The organism is Brachyspira sp., assembly GCF_050873525.1.
Taxonomy (GTDB): Bacteria; Spirochaetota; Brachyspiria; order Brachyspirales; family Brachyspiraceae; genus Brachyspira.
This window is the reverse complement of sequence record NZ_JBNMIZ010000009.1, coordinates 1-21435: the sequence shown is the minus strand read 5'-3', so window position 1 is coordinate 21435 and position 21435 is coordinate 1. Positions and strand designations below refer to the sequence as shown.

The following is a 21435-nucleotide window of genomic DNA, read 5'->3' as shown; positions in this document are numbered from 1 at the left end:
AATCGTTTTTAATTGTTATAAAATGTATATTGAAAATAGGCGATTTAAGGATTTACTAAATTAGTTAATCATCTGTAATTTATATATATTAAAATTCAAATTAAAGGAGAAGCAAATGTTTAAAACAACTGAACAACACGAAGAATTTCGTGCTAAGGTCAGAGCATGGGCGGAAGAAGTAGTGAAACCCATAGCTGTAGAGCTTGACCTAGATAACAAATTCCCTGACGAAGCCGTTAAGGATATGGGACGAAAAAAGCTCGACATAATGGGCATACCTTATGAGAAGAAATACGGAGGCGCTGGTCTCGATGTCATAAGTTATGCAATAGCGGTTGAAGAGCTTTCAAGAGTCGACGGCGGAGTCGGAGTTATTCTATCGGCTCATACTTCTTTAGGCGCTTACCCTATAGCCGCTTTCGGAACGGAGGAACAAAAGAAAAAATATTTAACTCCTCTCGCTACGGGAGAAAAAATAGGCGCTTTCGGTTTAACGGAGCCTGAAGCTGGTTCGGATGCGGGCGGAACGGAAACTACCGCGGTATTGCAAGGAGATTATTATATCTTAAACGGCGAAAAGATATTTATCACAAACGCTCCTAAAGCGGATATTTATGTGGTATTTGCCGTTACTACTCCTGGCATAGGCACAAAAGGTATCAGCGCTTTCATCGTTGAAAAAGGATGGGAAGGTTTTGAATTTGGAGAACATTATAACAAATTGGGTATTCGTTCTTCATCAACCGCTCAATTATTATTTAGCGATGTTAAAGTTCCTAAAGAAAACTTGCTCGGCAAAGAAGGACAAGGTTTCAAAATTGCGATGCAAACTCTTGACGGAGGTCGTATAGGAATTGCGGCTCAAGCATTGGGAATAGCTCAAGGCGCTTACGAAGCGGCTTTGGAATATTCAAAAGAAAGAATACAGTTCGGACGCCCTATCGCTCAACAACAAGCGATTGCCTTCAAACTTTCCGACATGTATACAAAATTGCGAGCGGCTCGTTTGTTAATATATAGCGCCGCTTATTTAAAAGAAATCCATGAACCTTACGGAACAGAAGCTGCTATAGCGAAACAATACGCTTCCGATATAGGTTTGGAAGTGGTAAATGACGCCCTTCAAATTCACGGCGGAAACGGATATATTAAAGGCGCTTACATGGTTGAAAGAGCCTACAGAGACGCTAAAATCTGCACAATTTACGAAGGAACTAACGAAATTCAAAGAGTGGTTATTTCTGCCTCTATACTCGGTAAAATGCCTAAAGCTCCAAGCGGTGGAGGCGGTGGCGGAGGACTTATGGTTAAAAAAGGTCCTATTACCGGCGAAAGAAGAAATATCATATTCAAAGACGGTTCTGCTCAAGACAGAGTTAACGCTTTGGTTGCGGCTTTACAAAAAGACGGCATAGACTTCTCCGTTGGCATTGATATTAATACTCCTATAGTTGACGCCGAAAGAGTGGTAAGTATGGGTAAAGGTATCGGCGGAAAAGAAAATATTAAACTGGTTGAAGATTTGGCTAAAGCTGCTGGCGCGGCTATCGGTTGTTCTCGCCCTGTTGCAGAAGAATTAAGATACTTGCCTATAAACAGATATGTCGGCATGTCTGGACAAAAATTCAACGGTAATTTGTATATAGCTTGCGGTATTTCTGGAGCAAATCAGCACTTGAAAGGCATTAAAAACGCCGCTATAATCGTAGCGATAAATATTAAAGCAAACGCTAAAATATTCAAAAACGCTGATTATGGAATAGTGGGCGATGTTAAAGAAATTTTGCCTTTGCTCGCTAAAGCTTTGGATACGGGAACTAAAAAACCTGCCGAAGTTCCATTCAAGAAAATGAAGAGAATAGCTCCTAAGAAAACAATCGAAATACCAAAATTATATGTATGCACCGGTTGTGGCTATGAATATAATCCTCTAATCGGCGACCCTGAAGCGGAAGTATTGCCAGGAACAGAGTTTAAATCTCTACCTGACGAATGGGTATGCCCTGAATGTAGCGAAGAAAAATCTACATTTATAGAGGGTTTTTAATAAGTGATAATTGTAGTTTATAATTAAATTAAAAAACTAACAGGAGGAAAATTAATGCATTGCGTTAGAAAAGTAACAGAAGATTTATACTGGGTTGGAGCGAATGAACATCGTTTAGCCCTATTTGAAAATGTGCATCCCTTAACTAAAGGCGTTTCATATAACTCTTATCTTTTAATGGATGAAAAAACGGTTCTTTTTGATACCGTAGACTGGGCTGTATGCCGACAGTTTATAGACAATATAAAATATGTTTTAAACGGCAAAAAACTCGATTATATGGTTATCAATCACATGGAACCAGACCATGCGGCTTGTATTCAAGAGGTTTTACTTCGATATCCCGAAACTAAAGTAATATCTACCGAAAAAGCCTTTATGTTTATGGACCAGTTCGGATTTACGGTTCCAGATAGCCAAAAGATACAGGTTAAAGAAGGCGACACTCAAAAATTCGGAAAGCATGAAGTTTTATTCGTAGCCGCTCAAATGGTTCACTGGCCAGAAGCTATGGTAACTTTCGACACTACGAACGGAGTTTTATTCTCTGCGGACGCTTTCGGAACATTTATAGCTTTGGACGGAAAATTATTTGCGGACGAAGTTAATTTCGACAGAGACTGGCTTGACGAAGCGAGAAGATATTATACGAATATTGTGGGTAAATACGGTCCTCATGTTCAGCATCTCCTCAAAAAAGCGGGCGGAATCATAGACAAAATTAAAATATTCTGTCCTTTGCATGGTCCAGTTTGGAGAAAAGATTTGGGCTATATACTCGAAAAATACGACAAATGGAGCACTTATGTTCCTGAAGAAAAAGGCGTTTTAATCGTTTACGCTTCTATGTATGGAAACACGGAAGATATGGCGGGAGTTCTTGCGGCTAAACTTGCCGACAAAGGAGTAACGAATATAGTTATGCATGATGTGTCAAGCACGCATGTATCTTATTTGATTTCCGATACTTTCAAATTGAGCCATGTCGTTTTGGCATCCGTTACATACAATTTGAATATTTATCCGCCTATGTATGAATATTTGCATGATATGAAGGCGCTTAATCTTCAAAAGAGAAAATTTGCCATCATAGAAAACGGTTCTTGGGCTCCTAAATCGGGCGCTTTGATGCAAGAGTATATAGAAAATAATCTTAAACAATCTGAAGTGCTAGACGCTCAAGTTTCGGTATCTTCTTCTATGAAAGAAGCGAATATAGGCGAAATGGACGCTTTGGTGGATGCTATAGTTGAATCTATCAAACAGCAAAAATAATAGTTTTTTGACGATTTAATAATTGTTAAAAAGCGTAAAAGTTAAAGCCGATGGAGAATTAATTATTTTCCATTGGCTTTTTTATTTTATTTATTGTTTATAATGAAAAAATGGATTTTTAAATAATTTTAAATAAAAAATAATTTAAATAGCCTAAAAAATGTATTAAATGTAGTATAATAGAAGGCTTTACATAAAATGTAATGAATTTTTTTATATTTTTTGTTAAAAACTACTTGACATATTCCGTAAAATAAATTATACTTATAACATAGAGATTAAGAGAATATTAAATTAAAGATTGAGTTATTTTATGGAGCAAAAATTTTTAAGAGATAAAATAAGAGAGTTAGGTTTGAGGCTAATCGATTTGTCGGAATATTTGGAAGTCTCCCGCCCGACTATGTATAAATATATCGAGCTTTACGAACAGGGACATAAAGAAGAGATAAATCCGAGAGTGCTTACTTTATTCGATTATATAGAAAATAATTATTCGACTATAGGCAAAAATAATGTGATAAATTTTATACTCAATAATATAGTTCGAGTGGAAGCGGAAAATATTAGCAAAAACGAGGATAAAAAAATAAAAATAAAAAACCTGTTAAAAAAAGAAAATAAATCTAAAGAGGATTTTATATATATGCTTACGGAAGATAATTTTTTTGACCCGATTTTAGATTACTTAATGGAATGTAAAAAATTGTCCGACAAAAAATTATCCGTGGAAGAAGTTGAGTTTATTAAACCGCTTGAAGATTTATATAAAACTCAAGGATTTAAAATAAAATTAAAAAAAGGAGGCTCAAAATGAGTCAAAGATTTCTAAAAATTAAAAATTTCAAAAACATTGGAATAACCAAAGAAGAAGAACAATGGGAAAGACTTTATTTAAATAATAGTTTGGATAAAGATAAAATCGGCGAATTAATTATTTTGATAGGCGAGAATAATGTCGGCAAATCTAATATTTTGGACGCTATCAATATTATTAGCCTTGCTGCAAAATCTAATGTGAAAAAAAATACTGCTAAAAAAGCGTATGCAGACAACTGGGGAATTCTTGAGGATACTATAAATAAAAATTTTAAAAATTGTTTACCCGATTTTATGGATTATGAAGAATGTCTCCCGAAATTAAAATTAGTTTATATAGACGATGAAGATAATTCTTGCGATTTGGAATTGAATATAGATGGAGATGGAAATGCAGAATTAATAAGTAATATTGCGAAAGATACAAAAATAATAGAACCAAAATTATATTTAGATAAAGTAAAACAAGAAATTGAAAATAAATTTAATTCATATAATGACCATATAGAACGATATTCTACTAATTATTGGAATGAATTAAATCAGTTATTGAATACTTATTATAGTAGCATTGAAAGTAATAAAGATACAGAAATAAAATATGATGAATTAAAAAATGTATATACATCTTTACAAACACTTTTAAATAATTTTATAAATGGTTATAATAGTTATAATAGTTATGGTAGAAAATTAGAAAAGTTAAATTTTATCGATTTGGACACCATAGCTTATACAAAAGGAAAAGAGGCTGAAACATATAAAGATATAATTAAAGAAAAATATGATATAGATTTTATTCCAAATATCGTTTTTTATAAAGAAGAACATATTAAAGATGAAGATTTAATAACTACGCCTGAAAGAATTAAAGATTCAAAATTTTTTAATTCTCTATTCAAAGCCATAGGAAAAGGAATATCTACCGTCCAAACTAATTATGAAAAACCTAATCCAGCTCATATTAAAAAATACAAAGAAAATATAAATAAAAGATTACAAGATATAGTTAATAAAAGATTTAACGAATTATTTTTTCAAAAATCAGAATTAGAAACTCTACAAAATTATGATTTTTCTATAGAGTTAGAAGAGAATAGAATATATTTATCTATATATAAAAATGATGAAGTAATGACTCTATCTAAACAATCCGTAGGTTTTAAATGGTTCTTCAATTTCTTTTTTAATTTTCTATATACTGACGAATTGAAAGCAGGCGATATAGTTTTGATGGACGAGCCTGAAATTCATTTATCTATTCCTGGCAGAAGAGATTTAAGAAAATTTATTAAGAAATTTGCAAAAGATACGGGAATAACTTTTATTGCCACGACTCATAATCCTTCGTTTGCCGATATAGATTATTTGGACGAATTAAGAATAATAAAAAATAATAAAGACGGAATAGGAGCTAGAATTCAAAGCGATTTTTCGGCATTGGCTGATGATGAAGTCGACACTCTCGACTCGATAATTAACAGTTTCGGTATATTGAGAAGCGACTTAACGAGAGAGTATAAAATTATATTTGTGGAAGGCATTACCGATTATAATTATTTGACGGCATTCAAATTTTTATATAATCAGGATAAAGAAGAAGATAAAAAACTAAAATTAGTATTTTTACCTATTGGAGGGTTAGGTAAAGATAATAATGAAATGAAGAATAAACTTATCAAATTATCAAAATTAAAAATCGGCGGCGAATCTGTAGAGGTATTCGTAGATAACGATGCAAGCGTGAAAGTTTTCCAAGAAGTATGCAGAAAAGAAAATTTAACTAATAAAGTAACTATTTATCCATTAGAACCAAATAAAGAAAAAGAATTTGATATAAAATTGTTGGAGGATGATAGGCTAATAGACAAAAAGAAAGGCAGTAAAATAGTAAATGAAATAGAAAACTTATTTTCGCCAGAAGATATTGAAAAATATTTGGAGATATTAAAATCGAAAAGTAGTAAAAAAACTTCTTTATTTAAGAAAATGATATTTGAAGAAAACAGTAAACCGAGTGAAGAAACCATAGATAATTTTAATAAATTATTAAAATATTTAAATCCTTAATTGAGTTATTTATAAAAGGCTATTATTAAAAAAATGATAATAGCCTTAAATATTTTTAAATTGGACGCTATTTTAAATATTCCTCTATAAATCATAAACCAAAATAAGATAATCCAAAATTTCTTCAGCCTTTAATCTATTCAAACAATCAACCGTTTTACATCCTCGCTTTATATATTCGCAATGAAAACTTTTAAAAAAATTGCAATACTTTTTCCTCGCTTCTATATTAAAAGATTTCTCTCCTCGCACTCCGTAAATCAAAGGCAAAGTGTCGCCGAAAATTCCGATTGAATAAATATTAAAAGCGTTGGCAATATGCAAAGGCGCGCTGTCTCCTCCGATTAAAGCGTAAGAATTTTTTATAACCGCCATAAGTTCTCTTACCGAAAGTTTAGCCGTAAAATCTTCCGCTATTATATTTCCGAGTTTCGTTTTCATTTTATTTGCAAAATCAATATCTTCTTTTGAATTGGAACCGATAAGAATAATTGGAACTTGAATTTTTTTATAAAACATTTCAATCAATTTAGCAAAATTTTCTGCGTTATATCGCTTGCTTATTCTTGTCGCTCCGCCATGAACCAACAAACCGTTTTTATAATTTTTCATTTTTTCCATTCCAAAATTATTTTCTTCTTCGGTTAAAAATAATTCCGTATTTATTCCGTCAGTTTCTATATTCATAGGTTTCAAAATTGATAAAATCGTATCGACTATATGCCTCTTATGTTTTTTCCAAGAAGTTTTTTTATTTAAAAATATTCCTCTTAATTCGCTGTTCGCTCCGACTCTTATTGGAATTTTTGCCTTATATAAAAGCGAAGCTCCGTAAAAAGCCGTAGTCGCCGTAAAACCGATATCGTAATTTTCTTTTTTTATTTTTTCCAAAATATTTTCGTTTTTGATTATGATTTTATTTATATGCGGATTTTCTTTTAAAATATCTATTCCTCGCTCTCCGTTTACAATATCTATTATGCAATCTTTATAATGTTTTTTTATCGCTCTTATTAGCGGAGTTATAAATATTGTGTCTCCGATATAATTCATTCCGATTATTAATATTTTTTTCATTTGAATTATTTTCTTTTAAATCTTCTAACTCTTCTCATTAATTTTTCTTTTCGCTCGCTCAATTCTCTCTCTTCGTTATAAATTTTCATTACTTCAAAAAATAGTATAAACATTAGAGGACCTAAAATTATTCCCGATAAACCGAAAAATAAAACTCCTCCAAGTATCGCAAAGAAAATAAATAACGGATGCAATTCTATTCTGTTTCCCAAAAGCAGAGGGCGGACAAAATTGTCGGGTATCGTTATAAATAGCCAAGATGCAATTAAAAATATTATCGCTTTTATTATCTCGCCTCTTATAATAAATAAAATTCCAAGCGGAACCCATATAATAGTCGTGCCGATTATTGGCATGAAAGAAGCTATTATAGTTAGAAATCCGAAAGTGAAAGAATTGCTTACTCCGAAAATCGAATAAACCACAAACGCGCAAAATCCTTGAAATACTCCCGTAAATAAATTTCCAAATATTATTCCTTTAATTCCCTCTGAAACTTGTTTAAATAATCTATCGATATATTTTTTATCTATCGGGAGCAATGTTCTAACCTGCCCGATAAGATAATCTCCGTCAACGAAGAAAAAGAATAAAGAAAACATCATAAATATAAAAGAACTTACGAAAGTTCCAGTGCTTTTTAATAGGCTTGAAACATTTCTCGTCAAATAAGAACTTATAAAAGTTAAATTCGATAATGAAAAATCTTGAATCTGTTTCATTATCGCTTCAACGGAAGTTTCAAAAGGCAGTCTTTCAATCATTTCGTTTAATCGCGGATTATGTATAAGCTCGTTTATATCGAGATTCATAAAATATTTTATTCCAATATTCGATATGTCTATAAGTTGAGTGACTATCGTATAAAATAAAAGACTTGTCGGAACTAAAAAAATTATTAAAGAAATGAGCGAAAATAATAAAGCCAAAGTGTTTCTTTTAATCATAGCCAAATTATCGTTTTTCTTATAACTATTTCCCATAGCTTTTATAAAAAGAGGATTTAGAATAACATAGAAAACTACGGCAAAAAATATTATCATCCCAAAAGGTTTCAAAAGCTGATACATTATGATTATTGCCAAAAATATAAAAGCGACAAAAAAAACATAACCGATATTATTTTTATTCATTAAAGATATCTCCGATTTATAATTTTTAATTTACGATTTATATTATATTAAAAATCGCATATTGTCAAAAATTTAATTTAAATTATTATATTTTTATGTTATCATTGATTTTATATTTGGAAAATGAATCATGGAAAAAATCGAAAATATAAAATTAAATAAAGAACAAGAAGAAATTATAAATAACTTTTTGAATAAAAACGCCTGCTTTGTAAACGCTTCGGCTGGAACTGGAAAAACCACGACAATAACGGAAGTTTATATAAAATTATTGGAAGCGGGAGAAAAAGTATCAAATATCGTAGTAATAACTTTTACAAAAGCCGCGGCAAACGAAATGCTTTTAAAAATTAGAAATAGAATAAGAAAAAAGATAAACGAAGAGATTTCTAAAAAAGATTATTGGCAGAAAATTTATAAAGAATTATTATTAAATTCAAAAATTTCAACTATAAACGCTTTCGCTCATTCTATTGTTAAAGAATATTCTATGCGTTTGGGAATGCCTCCGAATATTTATATTTTGGAAGAAGATAACGAAGCGGACGAAATATTGAGCGATGGAATTTTAAATATATTGGACGAATCGGAATGCGGGAAAAAAGTAAAAAAAATATATAGAATTTATACGGGAGAAGATAAAGAAAAATTTATAAAAACGATATTCAATTTTCTTATCAAAATAAAACCGAGATTGGAAAATATCGAAGCCTTTGAAAGAGTAGCTTTGGAATGCATAAATATAGACGATAAAAAATATAACAAATTATATAACGACATTATAAATCATTCTAACGATATAATAAACGATAATTCAAAACAAAATAAAACTATAAACGAATGCAAAGAAAAAATAAAAAAATTATTGGAATGCATAAATAAAATTGAAAATAAAAATAATAAATTAAATTATATTGATTTTGAAAATATAAGAGAAAATTTAATTTTAGTTTCAAATGCAAAACTTGGAAATACTAAAGCGGAAGAATTAAAAAATTTTTTATTAGATTTAAATAACTGCTGCAGTTTAATGATTAAATATATTGACGCGATTTATAATAAAGAAAATTATATTGCCGTTATAGAATTTATTAAAGAAACTTTTAATCAATTTGAAGAAATAAAAAAAGAAAACGGAATTTATTCGCATGAAGATATTATGTCAAAAGCGATAGAATCTTTGGAAATAGAAAATATATCAAAAGAAATAAGAGGTAATATAAACGCTTTAATTCTTGACGAAGCGCAAGATACGAGCAAACTTCAATTTTCTTTTATCAATTTAATCGTATTCGGAAAAAGAGAAATAGAAGAAAAAGATATAAACGAAGAATTGAAAAAAATAAATAAAAAAATATTAATCGTTGGCGACAGAAAACAATCAATATACAGATTCAGAAATGCAAACTTAAATATATATAACGAAGTTAAAGATATATTTAAAAATTATTCGGTTGATTTAAAAAATAATTATAGAAGCAATTCGATGCTCATAGAATTTTTTAATAGTTTTTTTAAAGAAATATTTTTTGGAGATAATTTAGTAAAATACAATGACGGAGATGATATTTTATTTAATAAAAAAACCGAAAAAAAATCCGTGTCTTTATTTGTTTTGAATAATAATTTTGAAGAAGAAAAAAAATTAGATATAAATTCAAAAACAAATTTGGAAGCATATTCTATCGCGAATTATATAAAAGAAAATTATAAAAAAGAAGAATATAAAGAAACGGTTATTTTACTTCAAACTTTTAGCCGATTAAATATTTATCTCTCCGCTTTGTCCGACTTAAAAATTCCTTATTATGTGGACGGCGGAAACGGTTTTTATAAAAGAGCGGAAATAGAAAATATAATTTTATTTTTGAAATATTTGATTTTAAAAGATTATTCGGTTTTGCCAAAATTACTGCGAACGGAATTTTTTGACATTAATATAGGAAATTTATCCGACTTTTCAAATTCTTTACTCTCCGAAGAATTGGATTTAAAAGATTATTTTTCATTAAACGCTTTATATTCCAACAAATTCCAAAAAGCAAATAAAATAGCGAAAGAAAAAAATTATTTTAAAGAACTTGAAAAGAATAAAGAATTATTAAATTATATTGAAAAAAAATCCGCGACTATTAACTCGAGCGACATTATAGAAACAATTTGCATCGAAACGAATTATTATAATTATTTGATGACTAAAGAAGACGCCGAATTATGCTACGCGAATATAGAAAAATTAAAATGGGTAGCTTATGATTTTGAAGATAAAAGCGGAAAAAATTCTTACGATTTTGTTATGAGTTTGACTTCTGCTATAAACGATATTTCTTACGCGTCCGTTCCAAAATTGTCCGTTGAAGCGGTAAAAGTAATGACTATTCATAAATCTAAAGGTTTGGAATTTAAAAATGTTTTTTTAGCGGGAGCGGGTTATCAAAGAAACGCGACTAACGATAGATTTGATTTTATAGAAGATTATCCTGTCGTAGAAATTCCCGTTCATAATTATATTAAAGATTATAAAATAAAATTGTCGAATAAAGAAAACGATTATAATAAAAATGCCGATTTGTCTGAAAAGAGAAGACTTTTATATGTGGCGCTAACGAGAGCGGGAGAAAATTTAATCATATCGGGAGAAAATAGCAGAAGCGGAAAAAATTCCTACAGAAGTTATATTAACGATTATGTTTTGGAATTAAAAGAATTAAATAATGAAATAACAAGCGAAAGTCAAAAAAAATTAATTGAAATAAAAAATATAAATAATAATTTTGTTAATTTTTATTCTTACGGATTTGGAATAAAACCAAACGAAGAAAAAAATACAAAAGAAGAAGAAATTAATCGAATAAATAAAATATTACAGAATATGCCAGAAAATACGAACGCTCAAAAAAATATTGAAAATGAAATAAATAATATTCAATATATAATTCCTTCTAAAATTGGAATTGATTACGAAGAAAATAATTTTAAAAATATAGCCGAATTATTAAATAAAAAATTGTCGAATTTGGAATTTGAAAAAGAAGAAACGGACGAGGAAGAAGAAAAAATAAAAATCTCTCCAATAAATATGGGAACGATAATGCATGAACTTCTTGAAAATTTTGACTTCGATAAATATTTTGAATATAAAGAAAATTATATAGAAAAATTAAAAACTGAAACTTTGAAATATTATAATTATTACGATAGTAAAGATTTGAAAGAAAAGCTCGATAAATATTTTAATAATTTTACTCAAAACGAACATATAAAAAATATAATAAACGGAAACGAAAAAATTATTTCAAGAGAGCATAAATTCCAAAGCCGAAAATTAGAAAATAAAATTCTCTCTATAATAAACGCAAAAATAGATTTAATCACCAAAAACTTAAACGGAGATTATTTTATTTTAGATTATAAAACTTCAAAACAAAGCGCAGAAAAAATTGAATTTTATCAAAGCCAATTAAATATATATAAAGAAATTGTTAAAGAATCGTTTAATATAGAAAATGAAAACAATTTAAAAACCGATATAATATTTTTAGGATGATTTTATTTAATAAATTCTAAATTAATTTTTTTTATTTATTTTGTAAAAATTTTGCAAATAATTTTGTATATAGTATAATAATGAATGTAGATAAAATTTTTAAGGAGTAAAGAAATGGAATTTAAACCAGAAAAACAATACATAGCAAAATTACTTGGAGAAGAAGGACAAAAATTTATAATACCAGAATATCAGCGTCCTTATCGTTGGACTAAAAACGAATGTGAAACGCTTTGGGACGATGTTGTTGGAGTTTTTGGAAATGGCGAGAATATGTCGGAATATTTTTTAGGCTCAATAGTTGCATTTGAAAGTAAAAAATCAGAACTTGAAATTATAGATGGACAACAAAGAATTACTACTTTAACCTTACTATTTAGAGCGTTTTATGAATGTTTTAGCTATGACTCGGCTAAAGAAAAACTAGGCTATTTAGAAGGTTTTGGCAAATGTGTTTGGGAGCATGATTTAGATAAGGGATTAGATTTTGAAAATTGTCATTTAAGTAGTAAAGTTATAGCAGATAGAGACGAAAAAATATTAAAAAAAATTTTAAGTGAGGAATTTACAATTGCAGATATAAAAGGCAATAATTCAAACTATGCAAAAAATTATATCTTTTTCTACGAAAAGTTAGAGGAATTTAAATTAAAAGATACTTTATTATGGGAAAAATTCTGCAAAATGTTTTTGACAAAAAGACTTTTTATTTTATTAGTTATTTGTGATAGCCAAGAATCTGCAATGACTATTTTTAATACATTAAATTCTCGAGGCTTGCCTTTATCAAATGCGGATATATTGAAAGGCTATATTTATAAAAAAGTAAAGAATAAAGAAAAATTTGCAAATGATTGGAAAGATATAGAGACTAAAATTGAAGAAAGCGAAAATGTAAAAGATTTAGATTTTTTATTTTTACAATATATGCATATTATCCGAGCGGAAAACGAAGACACTAATACGGCTACTCAAGGTATTCTTCCATTTTTTACAAAAACGGATAAGAAAGAATATTATGGAGCATTACAAGATTGGCTTTATAAACCAGAAACTATGCCGTTTATTTCTAATTTAGCTGATTTTTGGATAAACCCTAAAGAGTATTTAAGCGATAAATCAAGTAGATATATTGGTATTCTTAATTTATTTCAAAACGATACTTGGAAATTTTTTGTAAGCTATTTGGTATGGAGAAATAAAAATTATTTTAATAACGATACATTTAATAAAAATAAATTTAGTAAAGAATTTGATAAGTTCTTACCAGAGCTTATCAAATATATAACATTACCCTTTTTAAATAATAATGCCACGACAGGCGTTGTTAAGGAAATAGTTTTTAAAATGAATGTTAGTTTATATAAAAAAGAAAATTTTATAATAGGACATTCTATGCCAAAACAAAAAGTATTTTTTGAAATAATTAATAGTTTTGATACAAGAAAAATAAAATATATTCTATTTTTATATGCTTATATTTATGGAGAATTTGAAGTAGATATTAACGCTTCAGATTTAGAAGTTGAGCATATTCTACCAAAGGAATGGCAAAGTGCGAATTTTGATGATTGGGATGAAGAAAATCATAAAAAATATGTGGAAAAAATAGGAAATAAAATTTTACTTGATAAAAAGAGTAATATTAAATGTTCGAATAATTTTTTCGCTAAAAAACAGGAAATATATAAAAAGATATACGACAAAGGATATAATCTAAAAGAAGTTTATGATTTGGGGACTAAAAAACATACCATTTTAAAACAAAAAGGAGAAAATAAACGCAGTATTTGGGAAAAACAAGATATAAATAAAAGAGGAAACGAGATTTACGAAAAATTAAGTTATTTTCTATCAAACAATAATTAAATAATTTAAGGACTAAAAAATTGGAAATCCGCGCGGTTTTTATCGCAAAAATAGCGCTTCACTTTTTATTTAATAAATTAACAAAAAATTATATTGTAATTTTTAAAATACTAAACTTTCAAACCAATTTTTAAGATTGAATTTGTATAAACTTAATGATAAAATATTATTATATGTAGTATTATTTTATTTAGAATTAAATTTATTTTTTAATAAAGTTTAAATAATATTTTGTTTGAATAAATATTTAAAAATTAAAAAAATTAATTTAAGAAAAAATTAAGGAGAATAAAATTATGGAATTCCCTAAAGAATTTAATAAAGAATTTTATAAAGAATTTGATAACGGACTTTACGAACCTAGATTCGAACATGATGCCTGCGGTATCGGAGCTGTTGCAAATATTAAAGGAGAAGCGAGTCATAAAATAATTTGCGATGCTTTGGAAATTTTGATGCAGCTCGAACATAGAGGAGGAACGGGAAGCGAAGAAAATACTGGAGACGGAGCGGGAATACTCATACAAATTCCGCATGACTTTTTTTCGACTCAAGAATTTGATTTTGAACTTCCCAAAAAAGGAGATTATGCCGTAGCTTTCATGTTTTTATCTCCAAATTACGAAGCAAAAGAGGAAGGCAAAAAAATATTTTTAGAAGGATTAAAAGAAAAGGGATTAGAATTTTTAGGTTTTAGAAAAGTCCCCGTGAATTCGAGCGACATAGGAATTACCGCTTTTAAAACCATGCCGTATTTTTTGCAGGCATTTGTAAAGCGTCCGAAAAATATTAAAGCGGGATTGGATTTTGAAAGACTTATATATTCTGCGCGTAGAATAATTGAAAAACATGCTTCCAATGTGAGCAAATTTTATATTTGTTCTTTTTCTTCCCGCACTATAGTTTATAAAGGCATGCTTCTTTCCACTCAATTAAGCGATTTCTATTTGGATTTCAAAGATATAAATATGAAGTCGGCTATAGCTTTGGTTCATTCAAGATTTTCAACGAATACTTTTCCAAGCTGGGAGCGAGCGCATCCAAACCGATATATGATACATAACGGCGAGATAAATACGATAAGAGGAAATGTCGATTCGATAATAGCGAGAGAAGGACTTTTTAAGAGCGATTATTTTGAAGATTTAAAAGAAATTTTTCCCGTAATAGCAACCGAAAGCAGCGACTCGGCTATGTTCGATAATACTTTGGAATTTTTGGCATTAAACGGAAGAAGTCTCGAAGAAGCTTTTATGATGATGATACCCGAACCTTGGCATAGAAATAAAAATATGAATCCTAAAAAGAGAGCGTTTTACGAATATAATTCAACTTTAATGGAACCTTGGGACGGACCCGCCGCTATAATATTTACGGACGGAGAGGTTATGGGAGCGAGCCTCGACAGAAACGGTTTTCGCCCTTCGCGTTATTATATCACAAACGATGATTTTTTAATTTTATCTTCCGAAACTGGAGCGCTTAAAATTGACGAAAGCAGAATAAAATCTAAAAAGAGACTTGAGCCTGGAAAACTTTTGCTTGTCGACACTAAAAAAGGAAAATTGATTTCGGATGAAGAGATTAAACTTCATTATGCAAACGCAAAACCTTACGAAAAATGGCTTAAAAATATGGTTCATTTGGGAGATATTTCAAGCAAAGGCTATAAACATGATTTTTTGGAAGAGAAAGAAATTTTGCAGCTTCAAAGAGTTTTCGCTTGGAATTATGACGAATTAAAACAAAGCGTTGAGGCTATGGCTACGAGCGGAAAAGAAAATTTAGCTTCGATGGGAGTCGACACTCCTTTGGCGGTTTTAAGCGAAAGTTATCAGCCTTTATTCAATTATTTCAAACAGCTTTTCGCTCAAGTTACAAATCCTCCTCTAGATGCTATAAGAGAAGAGATAATAACATCTACAAGAGTTTATTTGGGAAGCGAAGGAAATTTATTAAAACCCGATGAAAATAATTGTAAGAGAGTTGAACTTCATTATCCGATTATATCGAACGAAGAATTATATAAAATCAGAAATCTTAAAAATTTTAAAGTCAAAGAATTTTCCATTCTTTTTGATTATGAGAAAAAAACTTTGGAAGACGCGCTGGAAGAACTTTTTAAAAATGTCGAAAACGAAATTGAAAAAGGAACTTCGATAATAATTTTAAGCGACATTGGAGTAAACGAAAAACAAAGTTATATTCCTTCTTTTATAGCGGTTGCGGGATTGCATAATCATTTGATTAGAAAAAATTTGAGAACGCATGCAAGTATAATCATAAATACTGGAGAGGCGAGAGAGATTCATCATTTCGCATGCTTGCTCGGATACGGCGCTACTGTGATTTGTCCTTATTTAGTTTACGAAAGCATTAACGATTTGATAAGAAGAAAAGCGATAAAATTAGATTATAAAAAAGCGGAACAGAATTTTATAAAAGCGTCAGTTGCGGGAATAGTAAAAATCGCGTCAAAAATGGGAATTTCCACTTTACAAAGTTATAACGGAGCGCAAATATTCGAATGTTTGGGATTGAGTAAAAAATTAGTCGATAAATATTTTTCCGATACGATAACGAGAATTGAAGGAATAGAAATCGAAGATATTAACGAAGAATTGATTAATTTGCATAAAAAAACTTTTTCAACTCAAATAAACGCTCTCGAATTTATAGGAATACATAAATTTAGAAAAGGCGGAGAAGAGCATATAATAGACCCGCTCGTAATATCTAATTTGCAGGAAGCTTGCAAATCTAAAGATTATGAATTATTTAAAAAATATTCTTCTTTAGTCGACAGTAAAATAATAAAACTGCGCGATTTGATGGAATTCGACACAAGCGAAGCGATAAGCATTGAAAGAGTAGAACCCGTAGAAAATATAATAAAGAGATTCAAAACGGGAGCTATGAGTTACGGCTCAATATCGAAAGAAGCTCATGAATGCATAGCTATAGCAATGAACAGACTCGGCGCAAAATCAAATTCGGGCGAAGGCGGAGAAGACGAAGAGAGATTTGAAATAGACGAAAACGTAGACAATAAATGTTCGGCGATAAAGCAAGTGGCATCGGGAAGATTCGGAGTAGACATTAATTATCTGGTAAACGCTAAAGAAATTCAAATTAAAGTCGCGCAGGGAGCAAAACCCGGCGAAGGCGGACAGCTTATGGGATTTAAAGTTTATCCTTGGATTGCGAAAGCGAGAAATTCTACCCCGGGAGTTACTCTTATATCTCCTCCACCTCACCATGATATTTATTCGATTGAAGATTTGGCTCAATTAATTTTTGATTTGAAAAACGCGAATAATAAAGCTCGTATATCGGTAAAACTTGTGAGCGAGGCTGGAGTCGGAACTATTGCGGCGGGAGTGGCGAAAGCGGGAGCGAATTCAATACTCATATCTGGTTATGACGGCGGAACGGGAGCGAGTCCGAGAACTTCAATACCAAACGCGGGACTTCCATGGGAATTAGGGCTTGCCGAAACTCATCAAACTTTGATTTTAAATAATTTGAGAGACAGAGTGAGAATAGAAACGGACGGAAAGCTAATGACGGGACGCGATTTGGCTATAGCGGCGCTTTTGGGAGCGGAAGAATTCGGATTTGCCACAGCGCCTCTTATTGCGATAGGATGCTCAATGCTGAGAGTCTGTCATTTAAATACCTGCCCTTTTGGAATAGCGACTCAAGACTTAAATTTAAGAGAAAGATTCAAAGGCTCGCCAGAAAGAGTGGAAAATTTTATGCTTTTCGTTGCGGAAGAATTAAGAGAATATATGGCAAAATTGGGTTTTGAAAAATTGGACGATATGATTGGAAGGACGGATAAACTACATAAAAAAAATAATCTCACGGGAAAACATGCAAAAGTCGATTTGGATAGAATATTAAAATCGCTTCCGACTTATAATAGAACGGCGCAGCATTTTAAAGATTTTAAAGACAATAAACTTGAAAAAACTATGGATTATAGAATATTGATTCCTCTTTGCGAAACGGCTCTTAAAAATAAAAAAAATATTAAATTAAGTATCGAAGTGAATAATCAAAGCAGGGCTTTTGCAACAATGCTTTCAAGCGAGATTACGAGACAATACGGAAAAAACGCTCTTAAAGAAAATACGATTCAAATTACTGCTACGGGACATGCGGGAAACAGTTTCGGAGCTTTTTTATGCAAGGGAATAAAACTTGAAATTGTCGGCGACACAAACGATTATTTGGGAAAAGGTTTAAGCGGCGGAAAAATAATAGCGAAGATTCCAAACAACGCAAAATTTAAAGCGGAAGAAAATATTATTTCTGGAAATGCATGTTTGTATGGAGCAACAAGCGGAGAAGTTTATTTGGACGGAATTGCAGGCGAGAGATTCTGCGTTCGTAATTCGGGAGCGAAAGCGGTTGTTTTAGGAACGGGAGTTCATGGCTGCGAATATATGACGGGCGGACTTGTTGCGGTTTTGGGAGATATAGGAATAAACTTTGCGGCGGGAATGAGCGGAGGAGTCGCCTATATTTACGGCAGACATAACGAGGCAAATGTAAATATGGAACTTGTGGAAATTTTGGAACTTACTAAAGAAGACGAAAAAGAACTTAAAGCTGTAATAAAAGAACATATAAATTTGACTGGTTCTAAACGAGCGAAAGAAATCATGTCAAAATTCAAATCCTCCGACTTTTTTAAGGTTATGCCGAGAGATTATAAGAATATGCTCGCTATGATAGAATCTTGCAAGGGAGAAGAAAATCCAGAGCTTGCCGCGTTTTTGAAATTAAGTAAAAGCGTAAATTAAAATTATTTTATTTTTTATTTCCACGAACAAATGAAGTTATTTTTATTTTAATAAAAAACTATTGACTTAATTTTATTTATACGTTAATATAAGAATTAAATTTTATATGTTCGTATATAGAATATTATATTAATAACAGGAGATATTTTATGGCTGTAAAAGTAGCAATAAACGGTTTCGGAAGAATAGGACGCTTGGTTTTTCAGGCGCTGGTTGAACGCGGTTTATTAGGCAAAGAAATTGATGTCGTTGGAGTAGTCGATGTCAGCACGGATGCCGAATATTTCGCATACCAATTAAAATACGACACCGTTCATGGAAGAATGAAAGCCGACATAGGACATGAAGGCGCGGATGTATTGGTTGTTAATGGCAGCAAAATTAAATGCATTCCAGCGGCTCCGTTAAATCAGTTGGATAAACTTCCATGGAAAGATTTGGGCGTAGAATATGTTATAGAGTCAACGGGACTTTATACGGAAAAAGAAAAAGCCGAAGGACACATTAAAGCGGGCGCAAAAAAAGTTATAATAAGCGCTCCAGGTAAAGGCGATTTAAGAACTTTCGTTTACGGGGTTAATCATGAAGAATATAATCCTGCAGAACATCATGTGGTTTCAAACGCAAGCTGCACGACTAACTGTTTGGCTCCGCTTGTTCATGTTATTCTTAAAGAAGGCATCGGAATAGAAAAAGGATTAATGACGACTATCCACTCTTACACGGCGACTCAAAAAATCGTTGACGGACCTTCAAAGAAAGACTGGAGAGGCGGAAGAGCGGGAGCTTGCAATACTATTCCATCAACTACGGGAGCGGCTAAAGCGGTTGGAGAAGTTTTGCCAGCTACGAAAGGAAAATTGACGGGAATGAGTTTCAGAGTGGCTACTCCAGATGTTTCCGTTGTGGATTTGACTTTCAGAAGCGAAAAAGATACGAGTATAGAAGAAATCGACTCTTTAATGAAGAAAGCGAGCGAATCCTATTTGAAAAATGTATTAGGATATTGCAATGAAGAATTGGTATCAAGCGACTTCATTCATGACAATAGAAGTTCAATATACGATTCTTTGGCTACTCTTCAAAATAATCTTAAAGGAGAAAAAAGATTCTTCAAAGTAGTTTCTTGGTATGACAACGAATGGGGTTATTCCAACAGAGTTATAGACTTACTATTATATATGTATAGTAAGAAATAATTTGAATATTAAATCTGTAAGAAATAAGAGGGCGCGTAATTAATAATAATTATCGGCGTCCTCTATTTATATAAATCAAATAAAAAATTTTAATAAAAGGATAAATAAATGAAAAAAACAGTAAAAGATATAGACATTAAAGGGAAAAAAGTAATAATGAGAGTGGATTTCAATGTTCCTCTCGATAAAGAAACAAATTCTAAAATAACCGACACAACGAGAGTGGACGCGGCTATGCCAACTATAGAATATATACTTTCGCAAGGCGCTTCGTTAATATTAATGAGCCATTTGGGAAGACCTAAAGGCGAGGCTAATCCAAAATATTCTTTGAAGCCAGTTTACGATTATTTGAAAACTAAACTTCCGAATAATAAAGTTCTTTTCGCTAACGATTGTATAGGAGACGAAGTAAAGAAAACGGCATCCTCTTTGAATGCGGGCGATGTTCTTCTTTTGGAAAATCTTCGCTATCATGCGGAAGAAGAAAAAAATGACGCGAATTTTTCAAAACAGCTTTCAGATTTGGCGGATGTTTATGTTAATGACGCTTTCGGAACTGCTCACAGAGCGCATGCTTCCACTGCGGGAATAGTATCTGCAAAACCGAGCATGCCTGCAGTCGCTGGTTTCTTAATGGAAAAAGAAATTAAATATTTGGGAGACGCGGTTGCCGACCCTAAAAGACCTTTTGTGGCGATTATCGGAGGAGCGAAAGTTTCGAGCAAAATTTCCGTTCTTAAAAATCTGCTTAATAAAGTAGACACATTAATCGTAGTCGGAGGAATGGCTTATACTTTCCTTAAAGCTAAAGGTTATGAAATAGGCGCTTCTTTATGTGAAGACGATTATATTCAAACGGCTAAAGAAATTATGGATAAAGCTAAAGAATTGAATAAAACTTTATATTTGCCCGTAGACAATATTATAGCCGATAAATTCGATAACGATGCGAATAGAAAAACCGTTGACTGCGATTCGATACCTCAAGGCTGGATGGGAATGGATGTCGGAGATAAAACTCTTAAAGAACTTGAGAATATTCTTAAAGATGCAAAAACTGTGGTTTGGAACGGACCTTTGGGAGTATTTGAAATGTCAAACTTTGCAAAAGGAACTTTCGAGGTTGCAAAATTTATCGCCAATTCTGGAGCGGTTAGCATCATAGGAGGAGGCGACAGCGTTTCTGCGGTTAATAAATCTGGCGTTGCCGACAAAATGACTCATATATCTACAGGAGGCGGCGCTTCGTTAGAGTTTTTAGAGGGAATAGAATTGCCCGGCATAAAAGTTTTGCAGGATAAATAATTTTTATATATTTTATTTATTATAATTTTGTAAAAGTAGAGAGGCTTCTTTAGTCTCTCTTTTTATTAATAATTCATTTATAAAAATTTTAGTCATTCGCTTTGCGTCCTGCACTTTATTTGCTTTAGCCCGAAGTAATCCACTTAAATAAAATTTTATTTAAAAATTCAACTTTATTAATAGTGGATTGCTTCGGCAAAGCCTCACAATGACAGAATTTTTTTATTTTAAGCCGTTGACATAAATTTAAAAAGACTGTATAAATCAAAAATCATTTATT

The 21435-nt window shown here is 31.1% G+C and carries 11 protein-coding genes; 9 read left to right on the top strand and 2 right to left on the bottom strand.

All coding sequences use genetic code 11. The features are described 5' to 3' along the window. The first annotated feature begins 115 nt into the window (after positions 1-115). The 4 genes from ACR0QS_RS01460 (at position 116) to ACR0QS_RS01445 (ending at position 6211) form a co-directional block, all read left to right on the top strand. Positions 116-2047 (top strand): acyl-CoA dehydrogenase family protein, encoded by a 1932-nt coding sequence (locus ACR0QS_RS01460; protein ID WP_432631671.1) that lies wholly within the window; start codon positions 116-118, stop codon positions 2045-2047. 54 nt (positions 2048-2101) lie between these two features. Beyond that, on the top strand, positions 2102-3322 hold the full coding sequence (locus ACR0QS_RS01455; protein WP_432631670.1) for an FprA family A-type flavoprotein: 1221 nt from the start codon (positions 2102-2104) through the stop codon (positions 3320-3322). A 313-nt stretch (positions 3323-3635) separates the two neighbouring features. After that, positions 3636-4139: a hypothetical protein gene (locus ACR0QS_RS01450; protein ID WP_432631669.1), complete on the top strand. Its 504-nt coding sequence runs from the start codon at positions 3636-3638 to the stop codon at positions 4137-4139. After that, positions 4136-6211: an AAA family ATPase gene (locus ACR0QS_RS01445; protein WP_432631668.1), complete on the top strand. Its 2076-nt coding sequence runs from the start codon at positions 4136-4138 to the stop codon at positions 6209-6211. The genes ACR0QS_RS01450 and ACR0QS_RS01445 overlap by 4 nt, the downstream gene beginning before the upstream one ends. An 84-nt stretch (positions 6212-6295) precedes the next feature. Here ACR0QS_RS01445 and ACR0QS_RS01440 read toward each other — a convergent pair whose 3' ends face one another. Together ACR0QS_RS01440 and ACR0QS_RS01435 are read right to left on the bottom strand one after the other, a co-directional pair. Further along, a complete protein-coding gene (locus tag ACR0QS_RS01440; protein WP_432631667.1) occupies positions 6296-7288 on the bottom strand; it encodes a glycosyltransferase family 9 protein in 993 nt (330 codons plus the stop codon). A gap of 5 nt (positions 7289-7293) precedes the next feature. Next, positions 7294-8421: an AI-2E family transporter gene (locus ACR0QS_RS01435; RefSeq protein WP_432631666.1), complete on the bottom strand. Its 1128-nt coding sequence runs from the start codon at positions 8419-8421 to the stop codon at positions 7294-7296. A 130-nt stretch (positions 8422-8551) separates the two neighbouring features. Between ACR0QS_RS01435 and ACR0QS_RS01430 the strand changes: the two genes are divergently transcribed. The 5 genes from ACR0QS_RS01430 (at position 8552) to ACR0QS_RS01410 (ending at position 21155) form a co-directional block, all read left to right on the top strand. Further along, positions 8552-11968, top strand: coding sequence for a UvrD-helicase domain-containing protein (locus tag ACR0QS_RS01430; RefSeq protein WP_432631665.1), 3417 nt, complete (start codon positions 8552-8554; stop codon positions 11966-11968). A 114-nt stretch (positions 11969-12082) separates the two neighbouring features. Next, complete coding sequence (locus tag ACR0QS_RS01425) at positions 12083-13837, top strand: DUF262 domain-containing protein (protein ID WP_432631664.1); 1755 nt, start codon at positions 12083-12085, stop codon at positions 13835-13837. A gap of 296 nt (positions 13838-14133) precedes the next feature. Beyond that, on the top strand, positions 14134-18648 hold the full coding sequence (gltB, locus tag ACR0QS_RS01420) for a glutamate synthase large subunit (RefSeq protein WP_432631663.1): 4515 nt from the start codon (positions 14134-14136) through the stop codon (positions 18646-18648). Between the two features lie 149 nt (positions 18649-18797). Then, positions 18798-19847: a type I glyceraldehyde-3-phosphate dehydrogenase gene (gap, locus tag ACR0QS_RS01415; protein ID WP_432631662.1), complete on the top strand. Its 1050-nt coding sequence runs from the start codon at positions 18798-18800 to the stop codon at positions 19845-19847. 108 nt (positions 19848-19955) lie between these two features. Beyond that, a complete protein-coding gene (locus ACR0QS_RS01410) occupies positions 19956-21155 on the top strand; it encodes a phosphoglycerate kinase (RefSeq protein WP_432631661.1) in 1200 nt (399 codons plus the stop codon). Positions 21156-21435 lie beyond the last annotated feature (280 nt).

Coding starts and splice junctions, on each gene's coding strand:
- ACR0QS_RS01425 (WP_432631664.1), top strand. CDS start 12,083: ATGGAATTTAAACCAGAAAAACAATACATAGCAAAATTACTTGGAGAA.
- gap (WP_432631662.1), top strand. CDS start 18,798: ATGGCTGTAAAAGTAGCAATAAACGGTTTCGGAAGAATAGGACGCTTG.
- ACR0QS_RS01455 (WP_432631670.1), top strand. CDS start 2,102: ATGCATTGCGTTAGAAAAGTAACAGAAGATTTATACTGGGTTGGAGCG.
- gltB (WP_432631663.1), top strand. CDS start 14,134: ATGGAATTCCCTAAAGAATTTAATAAAGAATTTTATAAAGAATTTGAT.
- ACR0QS_RS01445 (WP_432631668.1), top strand. CDS start 4,136: ATGAGTCAAAGATTTCTAAAAATTAAAAATTTCAAAAACATTGGAATA.
- ACR0QS_RS01450 (WP_432631669.1), top strand. CDS start 3,636: ATGGAGCAAAAATTTTTAAGAGATAAAATAAGAGAGTTAGGTTTGAGG.
- ACR0QS_RS01440 (WP_432631667.1), bottom strand. CDS start 7,288: ATGAAAAAAATATTAATAATCGGAATGAATTATATCGGAGACACAATA.
- ACR0QS_RS01435 (WP_432631666.1), bottom strand. CDS start 8,421: ATGAATAAAAATAATATCGGTTATGTTTTTTTTGTCGCTTTTATATTT.
- ACR0QS_RS01460 (WP_432631671.1), top strand. CDS start 116: ATGTTTAAAACAACTGAACAACACGAAGAATTTCGTGCTAAGGTCAGA.
- ACR0QS_RS01430 (WP_432631665.1), top strand. CDS start 8,552: ATGGAAAAAATCGAAAATATAAAATTAAATAAAGAACAAGAAGAAATT.
- ACR0QS_RS01410 (WP_432631661.1), top strand. CDS start 19,956: ATGAAAAAAACAGTAAAAGATATAGACATTAAAGGGAAAAAAGTAATA.